Genomic DNA, 21,120 nt, shown 5'->3' with positions numbered 1-21,120 from the left:
CGCATGGTGGGTCTTACGGGGCGAAGGTGCGGTCGCCGGCGAAGAACCCCAGGGCGTAGTCACGGGTCTCAAACTTGACCGTGGTGCCCTTGGGGAAGAACAGCACGTCGCGTTCCTTGGCGTGCGTCACTTCTCCCGTGCTCTGGTCGGTGAGGATGAATTCACCCTGCACGACGACCTTCATCTCGTCGTAGGTGTACGTGTACACCAGCGGCTCGGAGGCCTTCAGTTCGAAGAATCCGGCGCACATGACCGATCCTTCGGGGTTGTGCAGGGAGTCGCCGATGGCGGCGATCGTGCCGGGCTCGTTCATCGACGGCAGTCCGATGTAGCCGCCTTCCACCTTGTGGATGGATCCGGCCTTGCTCAGTGTTCCTACGAGTGTGGTTTCCATGGTCTCTCCTGTGAATACCGTTGGGAATGGTTCATCTTGGGTGTATTTAAGACTGCTTTGAGGATGAGCCAGAGCGCTGACTACGGCGCCTGTAAGAAGAAGATCGCAGACCCGCCGTCCTCTATTTCTAGGGGCCAACCAAGCTCTACTTTGAACTCTTCGGGTGTGTGATGTGAGTCACGAGGGTTCATCCCCAAAGCAAAACTACGCCTGTTAATTCATATAGTCCAGACTTTTTTAAAAAAATTCATGCGAAATTTAAAGTTACTTTTCCACGATCCCTTGACATTCTGGAGGCGTTCAGGTGCTGTTGCGAACGGCACCATTGGACCCGGCGATGCTAGGGTCTTGGGCTCGGGTCCATGACGTGCGCCGGGACCAATATGTGCCCGGGGCATCTGACCGGCGTGGATTCGCACTCGGATACGCAATCTCCGGGCCTGGTTGCGGAGGAGACCCTCCGGCCGTTCCCTCGTCCCTGCGGATCTGATCGTTCTCAGGCCGCATCCAGGCCCGGATCCTGCCTTTCTGGGTGATGCCGGACCTGTTGGGAGCGGTGTGGGTCCTGCTGCAGAAATGCGCAGCTGACGGGGTACTGGCCGCTGTGCGGCAGCGGGGCCGGCATCGGCAGGCGGGACACGGAACCGGTGGTCGCGTTCGCTGGCTCGGTGGGACCCGATCAAGCTTTCGCCAGATAGTCCCGAGACCGGGGAATAGTGGGGAAGCTGTCAGCTTCGCCGGGCATGACCCGTGCCGTCTTTGCTGCGCCGGCCACCTGTTCAGCGCCCACGGGCACCATCGGGTAACGGCGTTCTGCGGCACAAAAGCATGGAAAAGTGCGTTCGGTAGAGTGAATAGGGCCCGCACACTCACAGGATGCAAAGACGGGAAGGCAGGACCGAGTTCCGTGACCGGTCCGCCTTCCCATCCTTGAATTGATCCGCAACGGGACGGGCGCGACAGTTCCTCTACCTAGTACGCGACAATTCCCTCACCTAGTAGCTGTCAGATCTGCGGCATCGTGGTCTGATGAACGAGGAGTGGCTGCCTTCTTGGAGCGCCTCGACTCATGCTGGGAATACAGCCAGATGGGTATATAGAGTGCCAACACGAGGAATCCAACCCAGGTGGAGGTCCAGCCAACCTCCAGGCTGTTCAGGTAGACCACCCCGACCAGGCACAGCGGCAGATTGAACAGGCCAAAGGCCATGGCGACATTCTTCCAGCCCTTGGGTGCCTTGAAGGGCCTTTCTAGAGCAGCAAAGGCAGGGTGTTTTCTGGCTTTGACATAGGCGAACAGGCTGATGCCGTTGGCGCAGGTGTAGCCAATCGCCGATGCCGCGACAATCGCCGCGGGGTTTCCCATCGAAATCAGGACCAGGTTAAAGCCTCCGATGACCAGCATGGCAACGAACGGAGTTCCGTGGCGGTTCAGTTTACCGAGGGACTTTGGAAGGTTTCCTTCCGTCGCCATGGAGTGCATGGCGCGGGAAGATCCCAGATAGGCGGTTTGGATGATCAGTACCATGGCGGCAATCAACATGATGATGGTGACCATGGAGCCGGCTTCACCAAAGACAGCATGGGCGACAGGGATCAGGGGCGACACGGGTTCGGCCAGTACGCCGTCGACACCAAGCACGCCGATCACTGCAGCTTGCACCAGTACAAACGAGAAGAAGCAGATGATGCCGCAGGCAAACAGTGCCTTGGAGACATCTTTGGCCGGGTTTTTGTATTCAGGACCGTAGATGGCCGCCGTTTCCCAGGCACAGGCACTCCACTGCGCGATCCCAAAGATGCCAAAGAGAATTAGGATATGGTGCAGATCCCAGGCCCAATCGGCCGGCAACCAGTTGCCGATGATATTGGACATCTCAACGTGCCCGGTGGCAAAAGGGGCCACTGTCAGGATGACCAGTGGTATCAGGGAAAAAGCAGCCAGAATGTAACCCAGCTTGGCGCCATCCTTGAGGCCGAACCAATTGACGACGAACAATCCGCCGAAAATCACCAGTCCTGAGATCAACGACAGCTGATACGCCGTGAACGTCTCGCTCAGCACCGGAAACAGCCCGTGCAGGTAGCCGCCGATCAGGATGGAAAAGATTGCCAGCACCGGGGTCCAGGCGAACCAGTAGCTCCAGGCGCTGAAGCCGCCGAGCAGCTTGCTCTTGTCGTACTTGCCCTGGTAATTTTCGGTGCGAAATACATGCTGCGCGAAACCCGGCAGACCAGAGGCCTTGGGAAACGTAGTGGCCATTTCAGCATATGCGGTGCTCTGTATGAAGCCCTGAATGACCGACAGCCCCCAGATGAGAATGGCAGCGGCCGACAAGTACATCGGAAGGTAGCCCAACGAGGGCAGAATCAGCAGGGGCACACCCAGCGCAATGGCCAGGCCCTGCTTCCAGTCGATTGACCTTTCCAGATGATCGACTCCATCTGAACGATTTTCACTCATAACAATCTCCCTTGATCGTCTGATTTGGCTTACATAGCCGACGAATGCGCCATTGGGTCGTTGAGGAAGAACACCGGGGGCGGGTTCGCACCGACTCCGACGAAGGTACGTCGTAGTTGGGGAAATGCTTCTTCATCCGGTCTGCTAGCTTGTGCGAGACTTCGGACCGTTCAGGCGATGCCTACTGTGAAGCAGGTCACTTCATCTCCGAGGTTACAACCAAATAGCTATAGTTCAATAGTTTTTTTGAGAATTAGTTTCTCTTTACGTCACTGCACGCTTGTCGGGAGGGCTGTCGCAGCTGCCCCTTGTCGGCCCCCGTGCGAACGGACCCCTGTGCCGCGGCATGAACCCCCGCGGGCGGGGGTTCATGCCTGATTTTTGGAACCGGGACGTTCAATTTTGGGCATGCCCGACATCCCTGATGCAGTCGCTTCCCCGTACCCTGGCCTGCGAAGTCGTAGGCGGTCCACGGGCGTCGCCGCCGAAGAACCGCTCGACCTGGTTCAGCCAGGAGGTGAGCGTTGGGGCGAAGTACAGGTAGACGTGCGTGTGGTTCTGCAGCCATGTCTTCACAACGCGGGGGTCTTTTGGGTCCAGTGGTTGTCTCGGATCAGGTGCACATCAAGCCCCGCGGGGACCTGGGCAGCGATCTTGGCCAGGACCGTTCTGAACTTGGCGGTCCGGTGTTTGCGGTGCAGGTCGGGGAGCGCGGAACCGTCCGCGGCTTTCCATGCCGCGAACAAGGTCGTGGTTCCGTGCCGGACGTCGTCAGGGGGCACCTTCTTCTGTATGCCGGGCATCATTGAGAACGCCGGCTGGGATCGGGCCAATGCCTGGACCTGCGACTTCTCATCTAATGCTGACCACCACGGCCTATTCCGACGGATTCAGGCAGAGCCCCACCACGTCGTAGGCCTTCTCCGCCAACAGCGGATCACTGGAGAGCTTGAACCCATCGGCGCGGTGAGGCTTGAGTTCGAAGGCCTTCCAGAGCCTCGCGATTGCGGTCTTCGAGAGCCCGGATCGTTCCACCATCTTGGCCAGCGGCCAAGTGCGTGGCGTTCTTCGGTTTTGATTCCAGGGGGCGCGGCCATGACCTCCTCGACCTGGTTGGTGGTGATGCTGGCGGGGCGGCCGGGTGGGGGCGATCCTGCACCGGGCGGCAACGGCGACGTTGGCCTGGCCGCCGGCGCCGGCCAACACGATCCTCGAGCGTGGCGCCAGCATCTGGGACGAGTTCGCCCTGCGCCCACCGGACAACGCATCTCGCGCCTCATCCAATGGCTCCACACGGGCCTTCGGCCGTCCACTGTTCGCCATGCCCCGTTCCACCATGGGGAACCGAAGTTGTGGCGCAGGACACTAGTAGATCGTCGTCTCTAATATTCGGGGTATAGGTGGCGGAGCTTGGTGCGGGCGTCGCTGGTGGTGAAGTGCCAGTTCACCTGCCGCTGGTCGGCGTTGGTGCTGGCTTGCCAGGCGGCCAGTTCGTGGTTAAGTACGTCGAGGTCGTCGATGCGCCTGTCCAGGCATTGGCGGGTGAGGGCGGAGAGTTCGATCTCGGCGATGTTCAGCCAGGACCCGTGCTTGGGGGTGTGGTGGATCTCGAGTCGCTGGGCCAGGGCGTGGGCCTTGGCCGGTGCGAACGTCTCGTAGAGCGAGCCGATCGTGTGGGTGTTGAGGTTGTCCATCACCAGCACGACCTTCCCGGCGTCGGGGTAGTCGACGGTGAGCAGGCGCTCGACCTGGTGGGCCCAGTCGAGCATGGTGCGGCGGTGTGTTTCGTCAAGTCTAAGTAGGCCGTTTCAGCGCTAAGAATTAGGCCACCTCGGCCCGTTTCTGGTCCATTTCAGCGGTTGGCTATTTCATGAGGGCATTTTTGACCCGGTAGGACTCGCCGCGGAATTGCAGAAGCCGTCCGTGGTGGACCAGCCGGTCGATGACGGCGGCGGCCATGTTGTCGTCCCCGAACACTGTTCCCCAGCGGGAAAACTCCAAATTTGTGGTGATGATCAGGCTGCGTTTTTCATACCCGTCAGCGATCACCTGGAAGAGAAGCCTGGCCCCTTCGGTATCGATCGGCAGGTAGCCCAGTTCGTCAATCGCCAGGAGCTGGTTCTTGGCCAGGGCGGCCAGTTCCTTGTCGAGGCGGTCTTCGTCCTTGGCGCGGCGCAGCATCATGACCAGGGCGGAGGTCGTGAAGAACCTGGCCTGGATGCCCTGCCGGCAGGCTGCGGCCACCAGGGCGGTGGCCATGTGGGTCTTGCCCGTGCCGACGTCCCCGTAGAGGACCAGGTCCTGGGCCCGGTTGATGAAATCCAGGGATTCGAGGGGTTCGCGGCCGTAGTCCTCCGGGAACCGGACACTGCCGTAGTCGAACCCGGTGAGTGTTTTCATGGCCGGCAGCCTCGCTGCCTTCAGCAATCGTTGGCGGCGTGACTCCTGCCGGGATTCGTGCTCGGCCAGCAGGACCTCGTGGAGGTATTCGCGTTGTTTCGGGGTGCCCTTCTCGGCCCATTCGGTCAACACGCTGCCGGTCAGCGAGGCATGCTTGCCCGCTTCGAGGATGTCTTGGACGGTGATCGGGTTCATGCGACTTCTCCGGTGGTGGTGTTCAGGGTGGTGAAGGTGTCATAGACACTCAGATCCACGTTGGCTGCCGGCGGTTCGGTGCCGTCAGCCAGACGGCGGGCCAGCATGCCCAGCATGGCCATGTCCGGTGCATCCCCGCGCTGGATCAGGGTGTCGGCAGCGGCCACCGCGGCATCGAATCCCGCCGCCGACGAGGCGGCGTCCACGGCGTTGAACAGGCGGCGCCGCCCGGTGGCGGTGGCTTTGTCCAGCCAGTCACGCACGGGGTCGGTGACCAGGGCCCGCAGCGGGGAATGGGACCACGCCCCGGGCTTCGTCACGAGCAGCGGCACCAGGGAAGCCGGGTCGAAGACCGTCTCGGCCTGCTTCCCGAAGACGCGTGGGAACGTGCGGACGGGTTCGGAATGCTCGTCAAGGATCTGCACCACGTCGTGTCCCAACCCCACCGTGAGCATCCGCCCGTGGAAGACGGGCCCGGCGGCGTACGTGTTCCCGTCAATGAGCAGGTTCCCGGTCTTGTCGGCCTTGCGCGATTCGTAGCGCACGGCATCGAAACCGATCCCCGGCAGTTCCATGGAGGCGGCCACGTCCTGGGCGAACAGCTCACCCAGGGGCAGGCCCTTGCGGTAGTGCACTGTGGTGGCCAACGCATCGCAGCGCGCCATGAGGACCTTGTTGAGCCCCTCCAAGGTGGCGGCCTCCGGCTCGGGGACCATGAAGTTCCGGCGCAGGAACCCCACCGCGTTCTCCACGTTGCCCTTCTCGTGGCCCGAGTATGGATTGCAATAGCGGGACTGGGACCGGTAATGGAGTTTGAAGGCGCCAAACAGCTTCGTCTCGGTCACCCTGGTTCCCACCCGGTTTCCGATGCCCGTCGCGTTGTCAAAGACCATGTGCCGCGGCGCAGCCCGAATGTGCTCGAACACGGTCCGCAGCCCGTGGGCAACGCATTCAGCGGTCTCGCCGCGGTATGCCTGGACGAAGCGCATGTTCGAGAACGGGAAGGTCACCACGAGGATGTGCAGGACCTGCCGGATCCCGGCAATGATGGCCTCGGCCTGACCGAAGTCGACCTGCACGGTGCCGGCAGGCCAGACCAGTTCGGTGAACCCCTCGCCGGGCTGCCGGTTGGCGGCCAACCATTTCTTCACGTGCCGCTGGACCGGTGAATAGGTGCCGGTGAACCCATGCTCTTCCACGAGCCTGTCAAAGATCCGCTTGACCGTGTGCCGCTGCTTGCGGTTCCGGCGCGCATCCTCGATGAGCCACCGCTCAATGATGTGCTCGAACCCGGCCAGGACCGAGGCACCCGGCCTGGCCAGCGGTGCCGGCGGCGCCGGGGAGAAGTCCTGCTGCTCGGCGTACTTGGCCGCCGAGGTCCGGCTGACTCCCAGCCTGCGGGCGATCTCCCGCACGGGGACTCCCTGGGAGTCGAGTCGTCTGATATTTTCTTGTACGGACATGGGTACCGTCATCTGCTTTCCAGCCCTTCCGGCGCATACGCTTCGCAATGGCAGCGCCGTAAGGAACCTATCTGGGGGTGGCGGGCCCATGTCCCTGACACTCAAGGCGGGGCCCGAACCACCGGGTGATCTCTATCTCCAAACCAGCCCCCGAAACCTGATTCCGGGATGAAATGACTGGCCTGATTCTTACCGCTCTTTTGGCCTGAAACGAGCCACCAACGTGGCCCATATTCTCGGCTGAAACGGCCTACAGATAGTCGATCACACACAGGCGGGATTGGGCGTCCACGTGCCGCCAGCCGGCCAGGGGCTCGACCCACACGAAGATCGAACACGTCCCGCACCGGACGTACTCCGAGTCCTCCTTGCGGTCGCGCCCGGGCGCGGCCGGGATCGGGTCCCGGGCGTGGGCGAGGAGCTGGTAGGGCTTCTCGTCCATGCACACCACCGGCCGATCCGGGTCGAAGGGTGTGGGGTAGACGTCCAGGACGTCTTCCCTCCGGGCGGCGAACTCCCCGTTGGCGTGCGGCGGGATGGTCCAGCACTGCTTCAGGTGGGGGCGAAGTTGCGTTTTTTTAACACCCTGCCGATGGTGGAGTGGTCCAGGTCGGGGATGTCCTCGATGAGCGCGACGTGCTTCTCCAGCAGGCGCAGGCTCCACCGGTCCCTGCCCTCGGGAGGGGCGGAACAGGCCAGCGCGATCAGGCGGGCTTCGACCTCGCCGGTGACGGTCGGGGCCACCGGCGGCGTGGCCCGCTTCTTCCGGGTGATCGTGGCGGCCACGTCGCCGCCGCGCCCTGCGTAGGCCTTGGAGACCTTAACGACCGTGTCAACGGCAACGCCGGCCCGCTCGGCCACCACCGTCTGGGCGGGAACCGGCCCGTGGCGGCCGGGGCTGTTCTCGTCCAGCTCGAGCAGGATCCTGGCCCGGCGAACCTGCTGGGCCGGATGCGAGCCCGTGCGGGTCAGAGCCGTCAGCAGCTGCCGCTCCGCCGGGCTGAGCGCCACCGGCCGCGACTTCGTCCTGGACATCGTGGTCTCGCTCCCGGCGGGCGGTCGGGGAAGAACCCGCCAGGAACATCATCCCTCCAACTGCGCACCTTAGCCACGACGATCTACTAGATCATCGGTGCGGGGACTTCAACATGATCCCCTGACGGCTTCAGGAGATCAGAGGCTAGTGTGGTGTCTCAGTTTTGTTTGGTGGCTTGAAGTGCGACGCGGCCGCGGTTGACTTTTTCAAGGATGGATTCGGCGGTCGCGGTCCAGATCAGCGGCTTGGGGTTTTCGTTGTTGGCGCGGATGTAGTCCTCGATTTTTTCGATGAGGTCCGGCACGGAGTGGAAGACTCCGCGGCGCAGGGCCTTCTCCGTCAGGTCCCGGAACCAGCCTTCGACCAGGTTCAGCCAGGACGAGGACGTCGGTGTGAAGTGCAGGTGGAACCGCGGATGCTTCTGGAGCCAGGCCTTGACGTTGGCATGCTTGTGGGTCGCGTAGTTGTCGATGATCAGATGGATCTCCAAGCCCTTCGGGACTTCCTTCTCAATGGTCTTCAGGAAATCAAGGAATTCATTGTGGCGGTGCTTGGGCACGCACGTTCCCAGCACCTTGCCCGTGGCGACCTCCAGGGCGGCGAAGAGCGTGGTGGTCCCGTTGCGCTTGTAGTCGTGTGTCATGGTTTCCCCGCGGCCCTTGACCATGGGCAGGGACGGCTGGGTGCGGTCCAGGGCCTGGATGGAAGTCTTCTCGTCCATGCACAGCACGATCGCGTTCTCCGGCGGGTTCAGGTACAGCCCGCACACGTCAATGAGCTTCTCGTCGAAGTTCGGATCGTTGGAGGGCTTGAACGTCTTGACCAGGTGGGGCTTGAGCCCCCGGGCGGCCCAGATCCGCTGCACCTGGGCCGGGGAGACACCGACGCGGGCGGCCATGGAACGCACCGACCAGTGTGTTTCCGCCGCCGGCCTGGTGTTCTGCGTCAGCCACACGATCTCGGCGATCTTCGCTTCCGGGATCACCGGCTTCCGGCCGCGCCCGGCACGCACCGCACCGAACTTCACCAGCCCGTCCTGGGCAAAGCGGGCACGCCAGGCACGCACCGTGCCCGGGTTCACGCCCACCACCCGGGCAATCCACTCATTGGCCAGACCCTCGGACGCCATCAGCAGCACCTGCGCCCGCTGCACCTCCCGGTGCGAGGCAACCTGCGACCTGGACAGGGCCGCCAGGACCTCGCGCTGGACGTCACCAAGGGCCAATGCGGGGGCGTGATTCGACATGACCCAAGCTTAACACCCAAGCCATGAACTATTTTGGAGACACTACACTAGGTGGTGTAGATCAGTGAGAGCCCCAAATGGGGGACGTCCAGAGCCATCCGATGCTGGTTTGCGGATCCGGATTTCACCCGCTCACCGACCAGGTACATCCCGGAATTGCCGAGAATGACACGGTTGCTGGCGTTAATGAGGGCGGCATCGCCTGGGATGCTGCGCAGGTTTGGCATGATGAGCGGTTCCAGATCCTTGATCCGAATGTCGCACCCCGAAACCCCGGTGAAGTGTCCATGGACAGAAAAAGGTGCCGCGAATGTAAGGATGTATTCCTCGAAGCCGAGATAGTCGATGTACGGGCCCCAAAGGGTTTGCTCACCTGTGGAAGCAGCGGTAGAGAAGAACGGCAGCTTCTCGTAGTCGTAATATCGATTGCTGCCTGGCGTCAGGTCGAGATGAAGCCTTTCCAGGACATTAGATTCCTTGCGGAACCACCATTCCAAAGCGTGGCCGCCCTCCTCAACGGATTCGGCGGCGAAGAAGGTCCCGGCGCCGACAGCAAAACTGTTCTTTGTCAGGAACTCCCGTGCGAGTTCGTCCAGCCCGTTCAGCGAACCTTTACCGACTTTGGACTTGCCGGCGAGATTTCGTTCAAGCAGCGAGGCCACGTTTCGAGAGAGATTCTCGGTCTTGGTGCAGACACCGCCGATCCACGAAGTGAGGGCAGCGGCAGCGTGTACGACTTCGGTGCTGGGGTTCATTGGTCATCCTGAATTGATTGGGAATATCCGAGGGTGAGTTTCGTGTCAATCAGGTGGAAAATGTTTCGCCTGATGTGCTCAAGTACTAGTTTCTGGGCCTTCTCGGGGTGGTCCTGGGCCACGGCCCGGACCAGTTCCAAGTGTTCAGCGGTTGCCTGTTCGGGGTCAAACGCCACAGTGAGGGGGGTCCACAACTGTTGAACAGTTTCTTCCTGAAGCCGGATTTCAGCAGCGGCAAGTCTCGGTGATTGCGCGGAAACCGCCAACTCGATATGAAAGCGGCTGTCAGCAGGTGCACGCGCTTCGGGCGTCGTGGCCAGCACCAATGCCCGCGCAAGTTCCTGAAGCCGATCGAAGTCGTGCGCTTCCGCGCGCTCACATGCCAGGCGGATGGTCGTGGCGGCTATAGCGGAATGTTCGTCTCCGATGTCGCGTATTTCCGAAATAGACGTCGAGAGAAACCAATCCCGGATGACGTCGGTCTGGGTTCGAGGCTGGCTGACGACGAAGGTTCCCCCGCTCCGGCCTCTGCGAGTCTCGACGACTCCCTGCCCGCGCAGTGCCGCCAAAGCTTCGCGAAGGGTCGCACCGCCAACTCCAAACATCTCCGAGAGCGCCGCTTCCGGGGGCAAGCGTTCACCTACTTTGAGCAGCCCGAGTGCGATGGCCGTAGAAATTCTGTCGACAATCGCATCGGCCCTCTCGATTTCCGGCAGGGACCGATATATCTGCGAGTGGAATAAGGTCGGCGAGGCCAAAAGTCTGCGCTCCGAAATGGGCTACGGGTCGGGTCAATACTCACCAGTCCGGGAAGTATTTACAGGACTTAGCTTGTTCACCTGAGTCTATGCACATAAATCCTTCATTGCTACGGCTTTAAGTGGTCCGGGCCTCCGCCCTCCGCGCTGTAAATCATGGAAGGGCCCCTCCCCGTCACGGTCGGCCTCCTGCCGGCCGGCAGGCAGCCCATCCCTGCATCGATGGCAACACCGCAGAAGACCGGCTTCGTCCGTGCCTTCCGCTTCGATGAGGAACGGGACGAAGTCATCACGGCCCCGGCCAACCAGTCGCTCGTCATCGAGCTGCAGGTCATGCATGCCCTGCCACCGAACCAGTCGCCCAGCGGCCAAAGATCCCGCCACGAGCGGCAGGGTCATCCTGGGATTCCCGGACGCCTGAACCAAGTGAGGGGACGGCCAGTGACAACGCCCATCGAGCCCTCCCCGGCAAATGTCGAGACCGACGGCGAGACTCTGGCGCGGCCCCGCAACCGAACCTGGCAGATTCCCCCTCGTGGTCACAACCTGCGGCCGTGCCCATCCTGGCGGTCGACTCGGGGCGGGAACCTCAGCCCTATCCCAAAGGGTAGTCAGAACCGTCAGAAAACAGTGTTACCCCCGCCCGTTTGTCTCGGGATTATGGATATCAGCCAGAAAGCCTCGTTCAGCCGCTACAGGCCGAACACCGAATCGAAAGGGACAAATCGTGAATCCGACAGCAAATACGACGGAACGCGTCTACAGCACCACAGATGACATTGTCCGCAACCTGTCCCTCGTCAGGGATGAGATCGCGGACACGGCTGCCAAAATCGACGAACACGAGATCGCCACTCTGGCAGGCCTCCTGGGCCCGAACAGCCGAGTGTTCTTCGCCGGAGCTGGCCGCAGCGGGCTGGTCCTGCGCATGGCCGCAATGAGGCTGATGCACCTGGGCCTGACCGTCCACATCGCCGGTGACACCACCACTCCCGCCATCAGCTCCGGGGACCTGCTTCTGGTGGCCTCCGGATCGGGAACGACCTCCGGAGTGGTCAAGTCGGCGGAAACCGCGGTGAAGGCCGGAGCACGCATTGCCGCGTTCACCACGAACGCGGACTCGCCGCTCGCCCGACTCGCCGACGCGCTGGTGATCATCCCCGCTGCCCAGAAGACCGACCACGGCTCCAACGTTTCCCGCCAGTACTCCGGGTCCCTCTTCGAGCAGGTGCTGTTCTTGGCCACCGAGGCCATCTTCCAGTCGCTGTGGGACAACACCGATGCACCGGCCGAAGAGCTCTGGCTCAGGCACGCCAACCTCGAATAACCGAGGCCCCAACTTTCCACACCCGCCTTTTCACACCCACCGCAGTTCCCTACAGAAAGAAGAAACATCATGAAGCTCCAAGTTGCTATCGACCTGCTCACCACCGAAGCCGCCCTCGAACTGGCCGGACAGGTTGCCGAATACGTTGACATCATCGAACTCGGCACCCCCTTGATCAAGAGCGAAGGGCTGTCAGTCATTACCGCCATCAAGGCGGCCCACCCGGACAAGATTGTCTTTGCTGACCTGAAGACCATGGACGCCGGAGAGCTCGAAGCCGACATCGCCTTCAAGGCCGGCGCCGACCTGGTCACCGTGCTCGGTGCCGCTGATGACTCCACCATTGCCGGTGCCGTCAAGGCAGCCAAGGCCCACAACAAGGGCGTCGTCGTCGACCTCATCGGCGTGGCAGACAAGGTCACCCGTGCCAAGGAAGTCCGCGCCCTGGGTGCGAAGTTCGTCGAGATGCACGCCGGTCTGGACGAGCAGGCCAAGCCCGGCTTCGACCTGACCGGTCTGCTCCGCGCCGGTGCAGAAGCCCGCGTTCCGTTCTCCGTGGCCGGCGGCGTGAGCATCAAGACGATTGCCGCCGTCCAGCACGCCGGTGCCGATGTAGCTGTCGCCGGCGGTGCCATCTACGGTGCAGACGACCCGGCCCTGGCAGCCAAGCTGCTCCGCGGCTCCATCGTCTAGTCCCCGATTGACGGTGGCGCCTGCACCCTTGAACAAGGGCCGCGGGCGCCACCTCGGGTTGCGGCTCTGCAAATTCAGGGGCCAGCAACCGCGGAATTTCCTATCTGTACTGCCCGCGGAGGAACGCCACCGCGGGCAGTACAGGTTCGACGGATCGACTGCGCCATGAATCAAAGGGCACAGGCTGCCGCCGCCTGATGGTTCATGATGATCCCGTCATGCTGAATTCGATCTAAGACACACCACATCCCACCGAGGGGAACCAAAATCCTGGAAAGGAAGCTGTTTATCATGCACGGTCAAGCCCCCGAGCATTTGGAAGTCCTCGTTACCAAGCCTGGTCGACTCTACGAGTTGCTCGACGATGCAGAGGCAGTTCTCCGCCAGGTAGCGATAGCCAAGCGGTCCGCCGGCATTCTGGTCACCCGCCATGACCCCCGCCGGTACACGCTCGCGCTCAGCGACACGGTTCCCTTCGGGGAAACCTGGGAGCAGACACTCTCGTGGCCGTCGGTCGACGGCCGCACTGCCGGACTGTCACCGGTCTCACAATAGAAGGCCAAAATGTCTGTAACGTACGTTGATGCGGATTTGAAGTCCGGGCGCAACCCGCTCCGGGACGGCCGGGACCGCCGGCTGTCCCGGGTGGCGGGCCCGTCGTCGCTGGTCCTTTTCGGCGTCACGGGAGACCTCTCGCGCAAGAAGCTGATGCCGGCCGTCTACGACCTGGCCAACCGCGGCCTGCTGCCGCCCAGCTTTGCGCTGGTGGGCTTCGCCCGCCGGCAGTGGGCGGACCAGGACTTCGCGGCCGAGGTCAAGGAGGCCGTCATGGCCCATTGCCGCACCCCCTTTGACGAAAAGGTCTGGGCGCAGCTGGCCGAGGGCATCCGTTTTGTCCAGGGCGAGTTCGACGACGATGCGGCGTTCGAGCGGCTCAAGGCGACCATCGAGGCGCTCGACGAGCAGCGCGGCACGCGCGGCAACCACGCCTTCTACCTCTCCATCCCGCCGAAGGCCTTTGAACTGGTCTGCAAGCAGCTCTCCGAGCACGGGCTGGCACAGGCCGATGGCACCAGCTGGCGCCGTGTGGTCATCGAGAAGCCGTTCGGGCACAACCTCGAATCGGCCCGGGCGCTGAACGACATTGTCGAATCCGTCTTCCCGCCGGATTCGGTGTTCCGCATCGACCACTACCTGGGCAAGGAAACGGTGCAGAACATTCTGGCACTGCGCTTTGCCAACCAGTTCTTCGAGCCGCTGTGGAACGCCAACTACGTGGACCACGTGCAGATCACCATGGCCGAGGACATCGGCACCGGCGGCCGCGCCGGCTACTACGACGGCGTGGGTGCGGCCCGCGACGTCATCCAGAACCACCTGCTCCAACTGCTGGCCCTGACCGCGATGGAGGAGCCCATCTCCTTCAACGCCGAGGACCTGCGGGCGGAGAAGGAAAAGGTGCTGGCAGCCGTCAAGCTGCCGGCGGATTTGTCCACGCATTCGGCCCGCGGCCAGTTCGGCGGCGGCTGGCAAGGTGGCGAGCAGGTGCTGGGGTACCTTCAGGAAGAGGGCATTCCGGCCGATTCCACCACCGAGACCTATGCGGCCGTCCGCCTGGACATCAACACCCGGCGCTGGTCCGGCGTGCCGTTCTACCTGCGCGCGGGCAAACGCCTGGGCCGGCGCGTGACGGAGATCGCCGTCGTCTTCAAGCGTGCCCCCAACCTGCTCTTCACGGACCACAACGAAGATGACTTCGGCCAGAACGCCGTCGTCATCCGCGTCCAGCCGGACGAGGGTGTCACCATCCGCTTCGGCTCCAAGGTCCCGGGCACGCAGATGGAGGTCCGCGACGTCACGATGGACTTCGGCTACGGCCATGCCTTCACCGAGTCCAGCCCCGAGGCCTACGAGCGGCTGATCCTGGATGTGCTCCTGGGCGAGCCGCCGCTGTTCCCGCGCCACCAGGAGGTGGAGCTGTCCTGGAAGATCCTTGACCCGTTCGAGGAATTCTGGGCGGCGGAGGGCGTGCAGCCCGAGTCCTACGCACCCGGCAGCTGGGGCCCGGCCTCGGCCGATGAACTGCTCACCCGCGATGGAAGGACCTGGCGAAGGCCGTGATTATTGATCTCCCAAGCACTACAACCTCCAAGGTCACCAAGAAGATCGTCACCTTGCGTGAGCAGGGCGGGGTGGTCACGCTGGGCCGTGTGCTGACCCTGGTGGTCATTACCAAGGCCGGCTTTGAGGAGGAGGCCATTGCGGCCGCCAACCTGGCCAGCCGCGAACACCCCTGCCGCATCATTGTGCTGGCGGCCGGCAGCGCCCAGGAGCCCACCCGGCTCGATGGGCAAATCCGCGTGGGCGGGGACGCCGGTGCCTCCGAGGTCATCGTGCTGCGCGGCTACGGCGAGCTGGCCACCGAGAGCGAGTCCCTCGTCTCGGCCCTGCTGCTGCCCGATGCGCCGATCGTGGCCTGGTGGCCGCACGGGGTGCCGGAGTCCGCGAGCACCTCCTCGATCGGTCGCATTGCGCACCGCCGGATCACGGACTCGGCCAACGAGCCCAGCCCGCGCGAGGCGCTCCAGCACATTGGTGCCACCTACAAGGCAGGCGACACCGACCTGGCCTGGACCCGCCTGACCAATTGGCGGATCCAGCTCGCCTCGGTCCTGGACCAGGCGGACACTTCACCGGTCACCGCCGTCGCCGTCGAGGGCGCCACCGACTCACCCAGCACGATCCTGCTGGCCTCCTGGCTGCAGCGCGCCCTCGACGCCCCTGTCACCATCGTCGGGCACCCCGCAGGCACCGGGATCCGGGGCGTCCGGCTAACCCGGGCCTCCGGTGACATTCGGCTGTTCCGGCCCGGACACGCCGTCGCCGAACTGACCCAGCCGGGCCAGCCCGCACACCGGATCTCCCTGCCCCGCCGTACCCTGCAGGACTGCCTGGTCGAGGAACTGCGCCGTCTTGACCCCGATGAGGTCTTCGGCGAAACAGTCCGCAGCCTTGGTACTTTCAGAGTGCACCAGGACAGCCGTGTGACAGTCACTGGCAATGCGGAGCTTGAACGTCACCGCGACCTCTTGTCACTGATCAATTAGCGCGGTCGGCGCCAATGCGCCAGACCGTGAAAGCCATTGCTCTACCTACAACACTTTGGAGTTTTGATGTCCGCGCAAATCGGCGTAACCGGCTTGGCCGTCATGGGTGCAAACCTGGCCCGCAACCTGGCCCGCAATGGCTTCACCGTGGCCCTGCACAACCGCTCGGCCGCCAAAACCGATTCCTTGCTGGAAAACTACGGACACGAAGGCAGCTTCGTCCGTACGGAAACCCTGGCGGAACTGGTCGGCTCGCTGGAGAAGCCCCGCCGCGTGCTGATCATGGTCAAGGCCGGAGCCCCCGTGGACTCCGTCATTGAGCAGCTGGAACCCCTGCTGGAGCCGGGCGACATCGTCATCGACGCCGGCAACTCGCACTACGAGGACACCCGCCGCCGCGAGGCCGCCCTGGCCGCCAAGGACCTGCACTTCGTGGGCATCGGCGTCTCCGGTGGCGAGGAGGGCGCCCTGCTGGGCCCGTCCATCATGCCCGGTGGTTCCAAGGAGTCCTACGACGCGCTGGGCCCGCTGCTGGAAAAGATCGCCGCCCAGGTCGACGGCAAGCCCTGCTGCGCCTGGGTCGGCACCGACGGTGCCGGCCACTTCGTCAAGATGGTCCACAACGGCATCGAATATGCCGACATGCAGGTCATTGGCGAGGCCTACGACCTCCTGCGCACCGGTGCCGGCCTCGAGCCCGCCGCGCAGGCAGAGATCTTCACCGAGTGGAACAAGGGCGAGCTCGCCTCGTTCCTGATCGAAATCACCGCCGAGGTGCTCGGCCACGTGGACGCCAAGACCGGCAAGCCGCTGGTCGACGTCATTGTGGACTCCGCGGGCCAGAAGGGCACCGGGCGTTGGACCGTGCAGTCCGCCCTGGACCTGGGTTCGCCCACCTCGGCCATTGCCGAGTCCGTCTTCGCCCGCGGCCTCTCCAGCCAGCGCGGCCAGCGTGCCATCGCCCAGGAAGTCCTGGCCGGCCACGAGGTTGACGTCAAGCTGGATGAGACCTTTGTCGAGGACGTGCGCCAGGCGCTGTTCGCCTCCAAGCTGGTCAGCTACGCCCAGGGCCTGGACATGCTCACCGCCTCCGCCAAGGAGTACGGCTGGGACCTGAAGCTGGACGAGATTGCCGGCCTGTGGCGCGGCGGCTGCATCATCCGCGCCGAGCTGCTCAAGGACATCACCAAGGCCTACGCGGCCCAGGACAAGCCGGCCAACCTTTTGTTCGCCCCGGCCTTTGCCGAGGCCATTGCCGGTGCACTGCCGGCCTGGCGCCGCGTGGTCTCCACCGCCGTCCAGCTGGGCATCCCGGTTCCGGTGTTCTCCTCCTCGCTGGCGTACTACGACGGCCTGCGCCGCACGCGCCTGCCCGCGGCCTTGACCCAGGGTCTGCGCGACCTCTTCGGCGCCCACACGTACAACCGCGTGGACACCGAAGGCACGTTCCACACCCAGTGGAGCGGCGACAAGTCCGAGGTTGAGGCCGTAGACACGCACTAGTGTGGTGTCTCAGTTTTGTTTGGTGGCTTGAAGTGCGACGCGGCCGCGGTTGACTTTTTCAAGGATGGATTCGGCGGTCGCGGTCCAGATCAGCGGCTTGGGGTTTTCGTTGTTGGCGCGGATGTAGTCCTCGATTTTTTCGATGAGGTCCGGCACGGAGTGGAAGACTCCGCGGCGCAGGGCCTTCTCCGTCAGGTCCCGGAACCAGCCTTCGACCAGGTTCAGCCAGGACGAGGACGTCGGTGTGAAGTGCAGGTGGAACCGCGGATGCTTCTGGAGCCAGGCCTTGACGTTGGCATGCTTGTGGGTCGCGTAGTTGTCGATGATCAGATGGATCTCCAAGCCCTTCGGGACTTCCTTCTCAAGGGTCTTCAGGAAATCAAGGAATTCATTGTGGCGGTGCTTGGGCACGCACGTTCCCAGCACCTTGCCCGTGGCGACCTCCAGGGCGGCGAAGAGCGTGGTGGTCCCGTTGCGCTTGTAGTCGTGTGTCATGGTTTCCCCGCGGCCCTTGACCATGGGCAGGGACGGCTGGGTGCGGTCCAGGGCCTGGATGGAAGTCTTCTCGTCCATGCACAGCACGATCGCGTTCTCCGGCGGGTTCAGGTACAGCCCGCACACGTCAATGAGCTTCTCGTCGAAGTTCGGATCGTTGGAGGGCTTGAACGTCTTGACCAGGTGGGGCTTGAGCCCCCGGGCGGCCCAGATCCGCTGCACCTGGGCCGGGGAGACACCGACGCGGGCGGCCATGGAACGCACCGACCAGTGTGTTTCCGCCGCCGGCCTGGTGTTCTGCGTCAGCCACACGATCTCGGCGATCTTCGCTTCCGGGATCACCGGCTTCCGGCCGCGCCCGGCACGCACCGCACCGAACTTCACCAGCCCGTCCTGGGCAAAGCGGGCACGCCAGGCACGCACCGTGCCCGGGTTCACGCCCACCACCCGGGCAATCCACTCATTGGCCAGACCCTCGGACGCCATCAGCAGCACCTGCGCCCGCTGCACCTCCCGGTGCGAGGCAACCTGCGACCTGGACAGGGCCGCCAGGACCTCGCGCTGGACGTCACCAAGGGCCAATGCGGGGGCGTGATTCGACATGACCCAAGCTTAACACCCAAGCCATGAACTATTTTGGAGACACTACACTAGATGATTAAGTCCTCTTGGATTTAGTGGCCGTAGGCGGTCAGTGAGCGTTTGCGGGGTGCGTTGATGCGCCAGTTGTGCCAGATGCCGGCGGCGAGGGCCAGAAGCCTGGCGGCGACGCGGGCGTAGACGCCTTCGAGGGTGCGCCCGCCGTGCTGTTCGAGACCGAGTTGGCCCTTGAGGGTGTCAAAGACGGATTCGATCCATTGCCGGATCCGGCCGAGTTTGCCGCAGCCCATACACGCCGTGGGGGTTGGCCTTGCCCAGTGCCGGGTCGGGGAAGTCATGTACGGTGACCCGCACCGGGTCTCCGGCCGGGCGCCACGTCGTGCCGGCGTTGGAAAACAGCCCGAGAAGTTCGCCGGGTAGGCCGGACGCATTGCTGCGCCCGGCCCCCCTCAGAACCGGACGTGCACGTTTCCGCGCATCCGGCTCAAGCAAGCCCCAAAGGCTCGTTGGCGGGACAGAATTGCTAGCCCGGTGTCGCCGTGGCCGACAGGCCACCGCGACACCGGGTGTGTATGAGACGGAGGCTGCTGGTCTCGCCTGACCCGTCGTGCTTCCGGTAGGTAAGGCCCTGCTTGCGCAATGCCTTGCCGGTGGCACGAACCCACTGTTCCCACTCGCGCGGGGTTTGCGGTGGATGATCGGCGTGGAGGAGCAAATCCCCGCATAGTGGACAGCGTCCGGCCTGTGCCCTCAACAGGCGCAAGCCGAGCTGGTCCATGGGCGGGGGAACCCCTCGACGCCGCCGGTCGGCCCAGTACTGGGCCAGGGCAGGATCGTCCGGAGATGAAGCGCCCCTGACCATCCGGTGTCGGACGATACCGGTCCAAGCGAATTTGGTGAGGTAGGCACCGCTGTCGCGGTCGCCAAACACCCACCGGTCACGCCTAGACCTGTTGAACGCACCAAAATACCGAGTGGTTATCCAGTGCTTCGACTTGTTCGCGTGACCATACTTGGCCCACTTATAGGTGAGCCGCCACAGTAGCGTGTCCAGTGCGGCGAATGCCTCGCTGGACACCCCTGTTCGGTAATAGGCAGCCCAGCCCCTGATGATGGGGTTGAGCCGAATGAGCACCAAGGCCGCGTTGGCCCCTCGCAGGGCACGCATCTCGGTGCGCAGCCTTTCCCGAATCCGTTTCAGTGCCGCCTTGCTCGGTTTGATCAGCAGCTTGCCCGATTGTCGGCGGGCGGTAAACCCCAGAAAGTCAAAGCCTTCCTCGAGGGTGACGATGTGCGTCTTGTCCTCGTTGAAGGCCAGACCTCTGGGTGCCAGCCATCGGACAAGTCGTGCCTTGACCTGTTCGGCCTCATCCTTACTATGGCATAGGGCCACCAGATCATCGGCGTACCTGATCAACACCGGGGAGTTCGACAAGATTTCACCGGCATGAATACCGGCTAGTAGGCGCCGAACCCCAGCGGCACTTTCCATTCCATGCAAGGCCACGTTAAGCAGCAACGGGCTAATCACCCCGCCCTGCGGAGTTCCCTCCTCGGTCGGGGCAAACCGGCCGTTTTCGACCATCCCAGCCTTGAGCCACCCGGCGATCAGTCCCCTGGCTGGGAACGTGCCAAGCTGCCGAAGCAAGTGGTCATGGTCGATATGGTCGAACGCCGCCGCCAAATCTGCATCCAGCACCCACCGCCGCCGAGGGTTTGCACCCCGGGCGACATGGAAGATGGCCTCGATCGCGTCATGGCAACCACGGCCGGGACGAAACCCATAGGATTTCGGCTCGAACCGTGCTTCCCACTCGGGTTCCAGCGCGTTGGCCACACATGCTTGAAGCACGCGGTCAACGATCACCGGGATACCGAGCGGGCGGCGCTTTTTATTGGCCTTGGGAATATACACCCGCTTGACCGGACGGGCTTTCCACGTTCCGGAGCGGTGCTGCACCCAGTCTGCCAATTCAGCCTTGACCGGAGCAACCACCGCCACCAGACCGTCGATGCCCGCCGTCTTGCGGCCAGCATTGAGCTCCGTCACCCGTCGAACACCAACAAGCGTGTTCGCCCGGGACCGGAGCATCAACTTCTGTAAATTACGGACCCTTTTGAGGTCCCCTGCCTGCGATGCCGTGAAAATCCGCTGTCGTAAACGCCGTACGTCATCCTCGGCGGTGTGCCAATCAATAGCCTCCCAGTCGAGGATCCCGCCCTCCGGTCCGTTCACCATCACGGCACCCTCACCGGACAAAGCCGGTTCCTGCATCGTCATGACGCCCAACTTGTCCCTTCGGTTCCAGTGTCAGCATCGTTAGTCTTTCCACAAGCTCACCTGACCCGCGTCAGCGCCCTTTCGGGCCGGGCAAACAAAGCCCTATCCGGCCAGTTATCCAAGACCACTGGCGGAAGAACCAGCTATCGATCTTGGTTTCCTGTGGCCTTTCGGCCCACCGGCTTTTGCTTCTCGGGTCATCCCATCCCCGCCGGGGAATTCAGCGTTCCTCACGGTCGACCTACCGGACACGCCTCCGCGCCGGACCCTGTCGGGGTTACCACGTTCCACACGTACGAGTTACGACCGGGTTGGGTGCCTCCTGTACCCCGAGGGCGGCGGTGCTCACCTGACCGACAAAAAATCCCCGGCCAGCGCCTGCCGCTCTACTGGGCTGCTTAGG

At 63.3% G+C, this 21,120-nt stretch carries 20 protein-coding genes and 2 pseudogenes; 6 read left to right on the top strand and 16 right to left on the bottom strand.

Going from position 1 to position 21,120, the window contains the following annotated elements:
* Nucleotides 1–13: 13 nt before the first annotated feature.
* The 12 genes and pseudogenes from ACQCSX_RS21165 to ACQCSX_RS21110 all read right to left on the bottom strand — a co-directional run bounded on the left by ACQCSX_RS21165 (nt 14) and on the right by ACQCSX_RS21110 (nt 10,711).
* Nucleotides 14–394 carry a cupin domain-containing protein gene (locus ACQCSX_RS21165; RefSeq protein ID WP_427019237.1) on the bottom strand — a complete coding sequence of 127 codons (381 nt, stop codon included), beginning with the start codon at nt 392–394 and terminating at the stop codon, nt 14–16.
* Nucleotides 395–1,385: 991 nt separating this feature from the next.
* On the bottom strand, nt 1,386–2,858 hold the full coding sequence (locus ACQCSX_RS21160; protein WP_427019236.1) for an APC family permease: 1,473 nt from the start codon (nt 2,856–2,858) through the stop codon (nt 1,386–1,388).
* 572 nt (nt 2,859–3,430) lie between these two features.
* Nucleotides 3,431–3,640, bottom strand: coding sequence for a hypothetical protein (locus tag ACQCSX_RS21155; RefSeq protein WP_427019235.1), 210 nt, complete (start codon nt 3,638–3,640; stop codon nt 3,431–3,433).
* Between the two features lie 94 nt (nt 3,641–3,734).
* Complete coding sequence (locus tag ACQCSX_RS21150) at nt 3,735–3,896, bottom strand: hypothetical protein (protein WP_427019234.1); 162 nt, start codon at nt 3,894–3,896, stop codon at nt 3,735–3,737.
* A gap of 344 nt (nt 3,897–4,240) precedes the next feature.
* Nucleotides 4,241–4,633 (bottom strand): annotated as a pseudogene (locus ACQCSX_RS21145) (transposase); the annotation flags it as partial.
* Between the two features lie 88 nt (nt 4,634–4,721).
* Nucleotides 4,722–5,453, bottom strand: a complete 732-nt coding sequence (gene istB / locus ACQCSX_RS21140) for an IS21-like element helper ATPase IstB (protein ID WP_427015968.1) — start codon at nt 5,451–5,453, stop codon at nt 4,722–4,724.
* Nucleotides 5,450–6,916: an IS21 family transposase gene (gene istA / locus ACQCSX_RS21135; RefSeq protein WP_427016398.1), complete on the bottom strand. Its 1,467-nt coding sequence runs from the start codon at nt 6,914–6,916 to the stop codon at nt 5,450–5,452. Before istA ends, istB begins: the two co-directional genes overlap by 4 nt.
* Nucleotides 6,917–7,166: 250 nt before the next feature.
* Nucleotides 7,167–7,358 (bottom strand): hypothetical protein, encoded by a 192-nt coding sequence (locus ACQCSX_RS21130; protein ID WP_427019233.1) that lies wholly within the window; start codon nt 7,356–7,358, stop codon nt 7,167–7,169.
* Nucleotides 7,359–7,468: 110 nt separating this feature from the next.
* Nucleotides 7,469–7,951 (bottom strand): helix-turn-helix domain-containing protein, encoded by a 483-nt coding sequence (locus ACQCSX_RS21125; protein ID WP_427019232.1) that lies wholly within the window; start codon nt 7,949–7,951, stop codon nt 7,469–7,471.
* A 158-nt stretch (nt 7,952–8,109) separates the two neighbouring features.
* A complete protein-coding gene (locus ACQCSX_RS21120) occupies nt 8,110–9,198 on the bottom strand; it encodes an IS630 family transposase (RefSeq protein ID WP_427019231.1) in 1,089 nt (362 codons plus the stop codon).
* A gap of 47 nt (nt 9,199–9,245) precedes the next feature.
* Nucleotides 9,246–9,953 (bottom strand): cache domain-containing protein, encoded by a 708-nt coding sequence (locus ACQCSX_RS21115; RefSeq protein WP_427019230.1) that lies wholly within the window; start codon nt 9,951–9,953, stop codon nt 9,246–9,248.
* Entirely contained in the window at nt 9,950–10,711 is a 762-nt protein-coding gene (locus ACQCSX_RS21110; RefSeq protein WP_427019229.1) for a FadR/GntR family transcriptional regulator, read from the bottom strand. Before ACQCSX_RS21110 ends, ACQCSX_RS21115 begins: the two co-directional genes overlap by 4 nt.
* Nucleotides 10,712–11,438: 727 nt before the next feature.
* Between ACQCSX_RS21110 and hxlB the strand changes: the two genes are divergently transcribed.
* The 6 genes from hxlB to gndA all read left to right on the top strand — a co-directional run bounded on the left by hxlB (nt 11,439) and on the right by gndA (nt 17,341).
* Nucleotides 11,439–12,038, top strand: a complete 600-nt coding sequence (hxlB, locus tag ACQCSX_RS21105) for a 6-phospho-3-hexuloisomerase (RefSeq protein ID WP_427019228.1) — start codon at nt 11,439–11,441, stop codon at nt 12,036–12,038.
* A gap of 69 nt (nt 12,039–12,107) precedes the next feature.
* Complete coding sequence (hxlA, locus tag ACQCSX_RS21100) at nt 12,108–12,731, top strand: 3-hexulose-6-phosphate synthase (RefSeq protein ID WP_427019227.1); 624 nt, start codon at nt 12,108–12,110, stop codon at nt 12,729–12,731.
* Between the two features lie 354 nt (nt 12,732–13,085).
* Entirely contained in the window at nt 13,086–13,286 is a 201-nt protein-coding gene (locus tag ACQCSX_RS21095) for a hypothetical protein (protein ID WP_427019226.1), read from the top strand.
* Nucleotides 13,287–13,295: 9 nt separating this feature from the next.
* Nucleotides 13,296–14,852 (top strand): glucose-6-phosphate dehydrogenase, encoded by a 1,557-nt coding sequence (zwf, locus tag ACQCSX_RS21090; RefSeq protein WP_427019225.1) that lies wholly within the window; start codon nt 13,296–13,298, stop codon nt 14,850–14,852.
* A complete protein-coding gene (locus ACQCSX_RS21085; RefSeq protein WP_427019224.1) occupies nt 14,849–15,838 on the top strand; it encodes a glucose-6-phosphate dehydrogenase assembly protein OpcA in 990 nt (329 codons plus the stop codon). The genes zwf and ACQCSX_RS21085 overlap by 4 nt, the downstream gene beginning before the upstream one ends.
* A gap of 66 nt (nt 15,839–15,904) precedes the next feature.
* Nucleotides 15,905–17,341, top strand: a complete 1,437-nt coding sequence (gene gndA / locus ACQCSX_RS21080) for an NADP-dependent phosphogluconate dehydrogenase (protein ID WP_427018313.1) — start codon at nt 15,905–15,907, stop codon at nt 17,339–17,341.
* A gap of 9 nt (nt 17,342–17,350) precedes the next feature.
* On the opposite strand, the gene ACQCSX_RS21075 is transcribed toward gndA, so the two are convergent.
* The 4 genes and pseudogenes from ACQCSX_RS21075 to ltrA all read right to left on the bottom strand — a co-directional run bounded on the left by ACQCSX_RS21075 (nt 17,351) and on the right by ltrA (nt 20,717).
* Complete coding sequence (locus tag ACQCSX_RS21075) at nt 17,351–18,439, bottom strand: IS630 family transposase (protein WP_427016420.1); 1,089 nt, start codon at nt 18,437–18,439, stop codon at nt 17,351–17,353.
* Nucleotides 18,440–18,510: 71 nt separating this feature from the next.
* A pseudogene (locus tag ACQCSX_RS21070) lies at nt 18,511–18,717 on the bottom strand (IS982 family transposase); the annotation flags it as partial.
* Complete coding sequence (locus tag ACQCSX_RS21065) at nt 18,674–18,790, bottom strand: hypothetical protein (protein ID WP_427019272.1); 117 nt, start codon at nt 18,788–18,790, stop codon at nt 18,674–18,676. The gene ACQCSX_RS21065 and the pseudogene ACQCSX_RS21070, both read right to left, overlap by 44 nt.
* Nucleotides 18,791–18,959: 169 nt before the next feature.
* Nucleotides 18,960–20,717 carry a group II intron reverse transcriptase/maturase gene (ltrA, locus tag ACQCSX_RS21060; protein ID WP_427019223.1) on the bottom strand — a complete coding sequence of 586 codons (1,758 nt, stop codon included), beginning with the start codon at nt 20,715–20,717 and terminating at the stop codon, nt 18,960–18,962.
* Between the last annotated feature and the right edge of the window lie 403 nt (nt 20,718–21,120).

The organism is Pseudarthrobacter sp. P1 (assembly GCF_050156935.1).
Lineage (GTDB): Bacteria > Actinomycetota > Actinomycetes > Actinomycetales > Micrococcaceae > Specibacter.
This window is presented reverse-complemented; position numbering and strand designations above follow the sequence as displayed.

Bases quoted from the DNA above. Each gene is read 5' to 3' on its own strand.
- ACQCSX_RS21165 (WP_427019237.1), bottom strand. From the start codon at position 394: ATGGAAACCACACTCGTAGGAACACTGAGCAAGGCCGGATCCATCCAC.
- ACQCSX_RS21160 (WP_427019236.1), bottom strand. From the start codon at position 2,858: ATGAGTGAAAATCGTTCAGATGGAGTCGATCATCTGGAAAGGTCAATC.
- ACQCSX_RS21150 (WP_427019234.1), bottom strand. From the start codon at position 3,896: ATGGTGGAACGATCCGGGCTCTCGAAGACCGCAATCGCGAGGCTCTGG.
- istB (WP_427015968.1), bottom strand. From the start codon at position 5,453: ATGAACCCGATCACCGTCCAAGACATCCTCGAAGCGGGCAAGCATGCC.
- istA (WP_427016398.1), bottom strand. From the start codon at position 6,916: ATGTCCGTACAAGAAAATATCAGACGACTCGACTCCCAGGGAGTCCCC.
- ACQCSX_RS21130 (WP_427019233.1), bottom strand. From the start codon at position 7,358: ATGGACGAGAAGCCCTACCAGCTCCTCGCCCACGCCCGGGACCCGATC.
- ACQCSX_RS21125 (WP_427019232.1), bottom strand. From the start codon at position 7,951: ATGTCCAGGACGAAGTCGCGGCCGGTGGCGCTCAGCCCGGCGGAGCGG.
- ACQCSX_RS21120 (WP_427019231.1), bottom strand. From the start codon at position 9,198: ATGTCGAATCACGCCCCCGCATTGGCCCTTGGTGACGTCCAGCGCGAG.
- ACQCSX_RS21115 (WP_427019230.1), bottom strand. From the start codon at position 9,953: ATGAACCCCAGCACCGAAGTCGTACACGCTGCCGCTGCCCTCACTTCG.
- hxlA (WP_427019227.1), top strand. From the start codon at position 12,108: ATGAAGCTCCAAGTTGCTATCGACCTGCTCACCACCGAAGCCGCCCTC.
- zwf (WP_427019225.1), top strand. From the start codon at position 13,296: ATGTCTGTAACGTACGTTGATGCGGATTTGAAGTCCGGGCGCAACCCG.
- gndA (WP_427018313.1), top strand. From the start codon at position 15,905: ATGTCCGCGCAAATCGGCGTAACCGGCTTGGCCGTCATGGGTGCAAAC.
- ACQCSX_RS21075 (WP_427016420.1), bottom strand. From the start codon at position 18,439: ATGTCGAATCACGCCCCCGCATTGGCCCTTGGTGACGTCCAGCGCGAG.
- ltrA (WP_427019223.1), bottom strand. From the start codon at position 20,717: ATGACGATGCAGGAACCGGCTTTGTCCGGTGAGGGTGCCGTGATGGTG.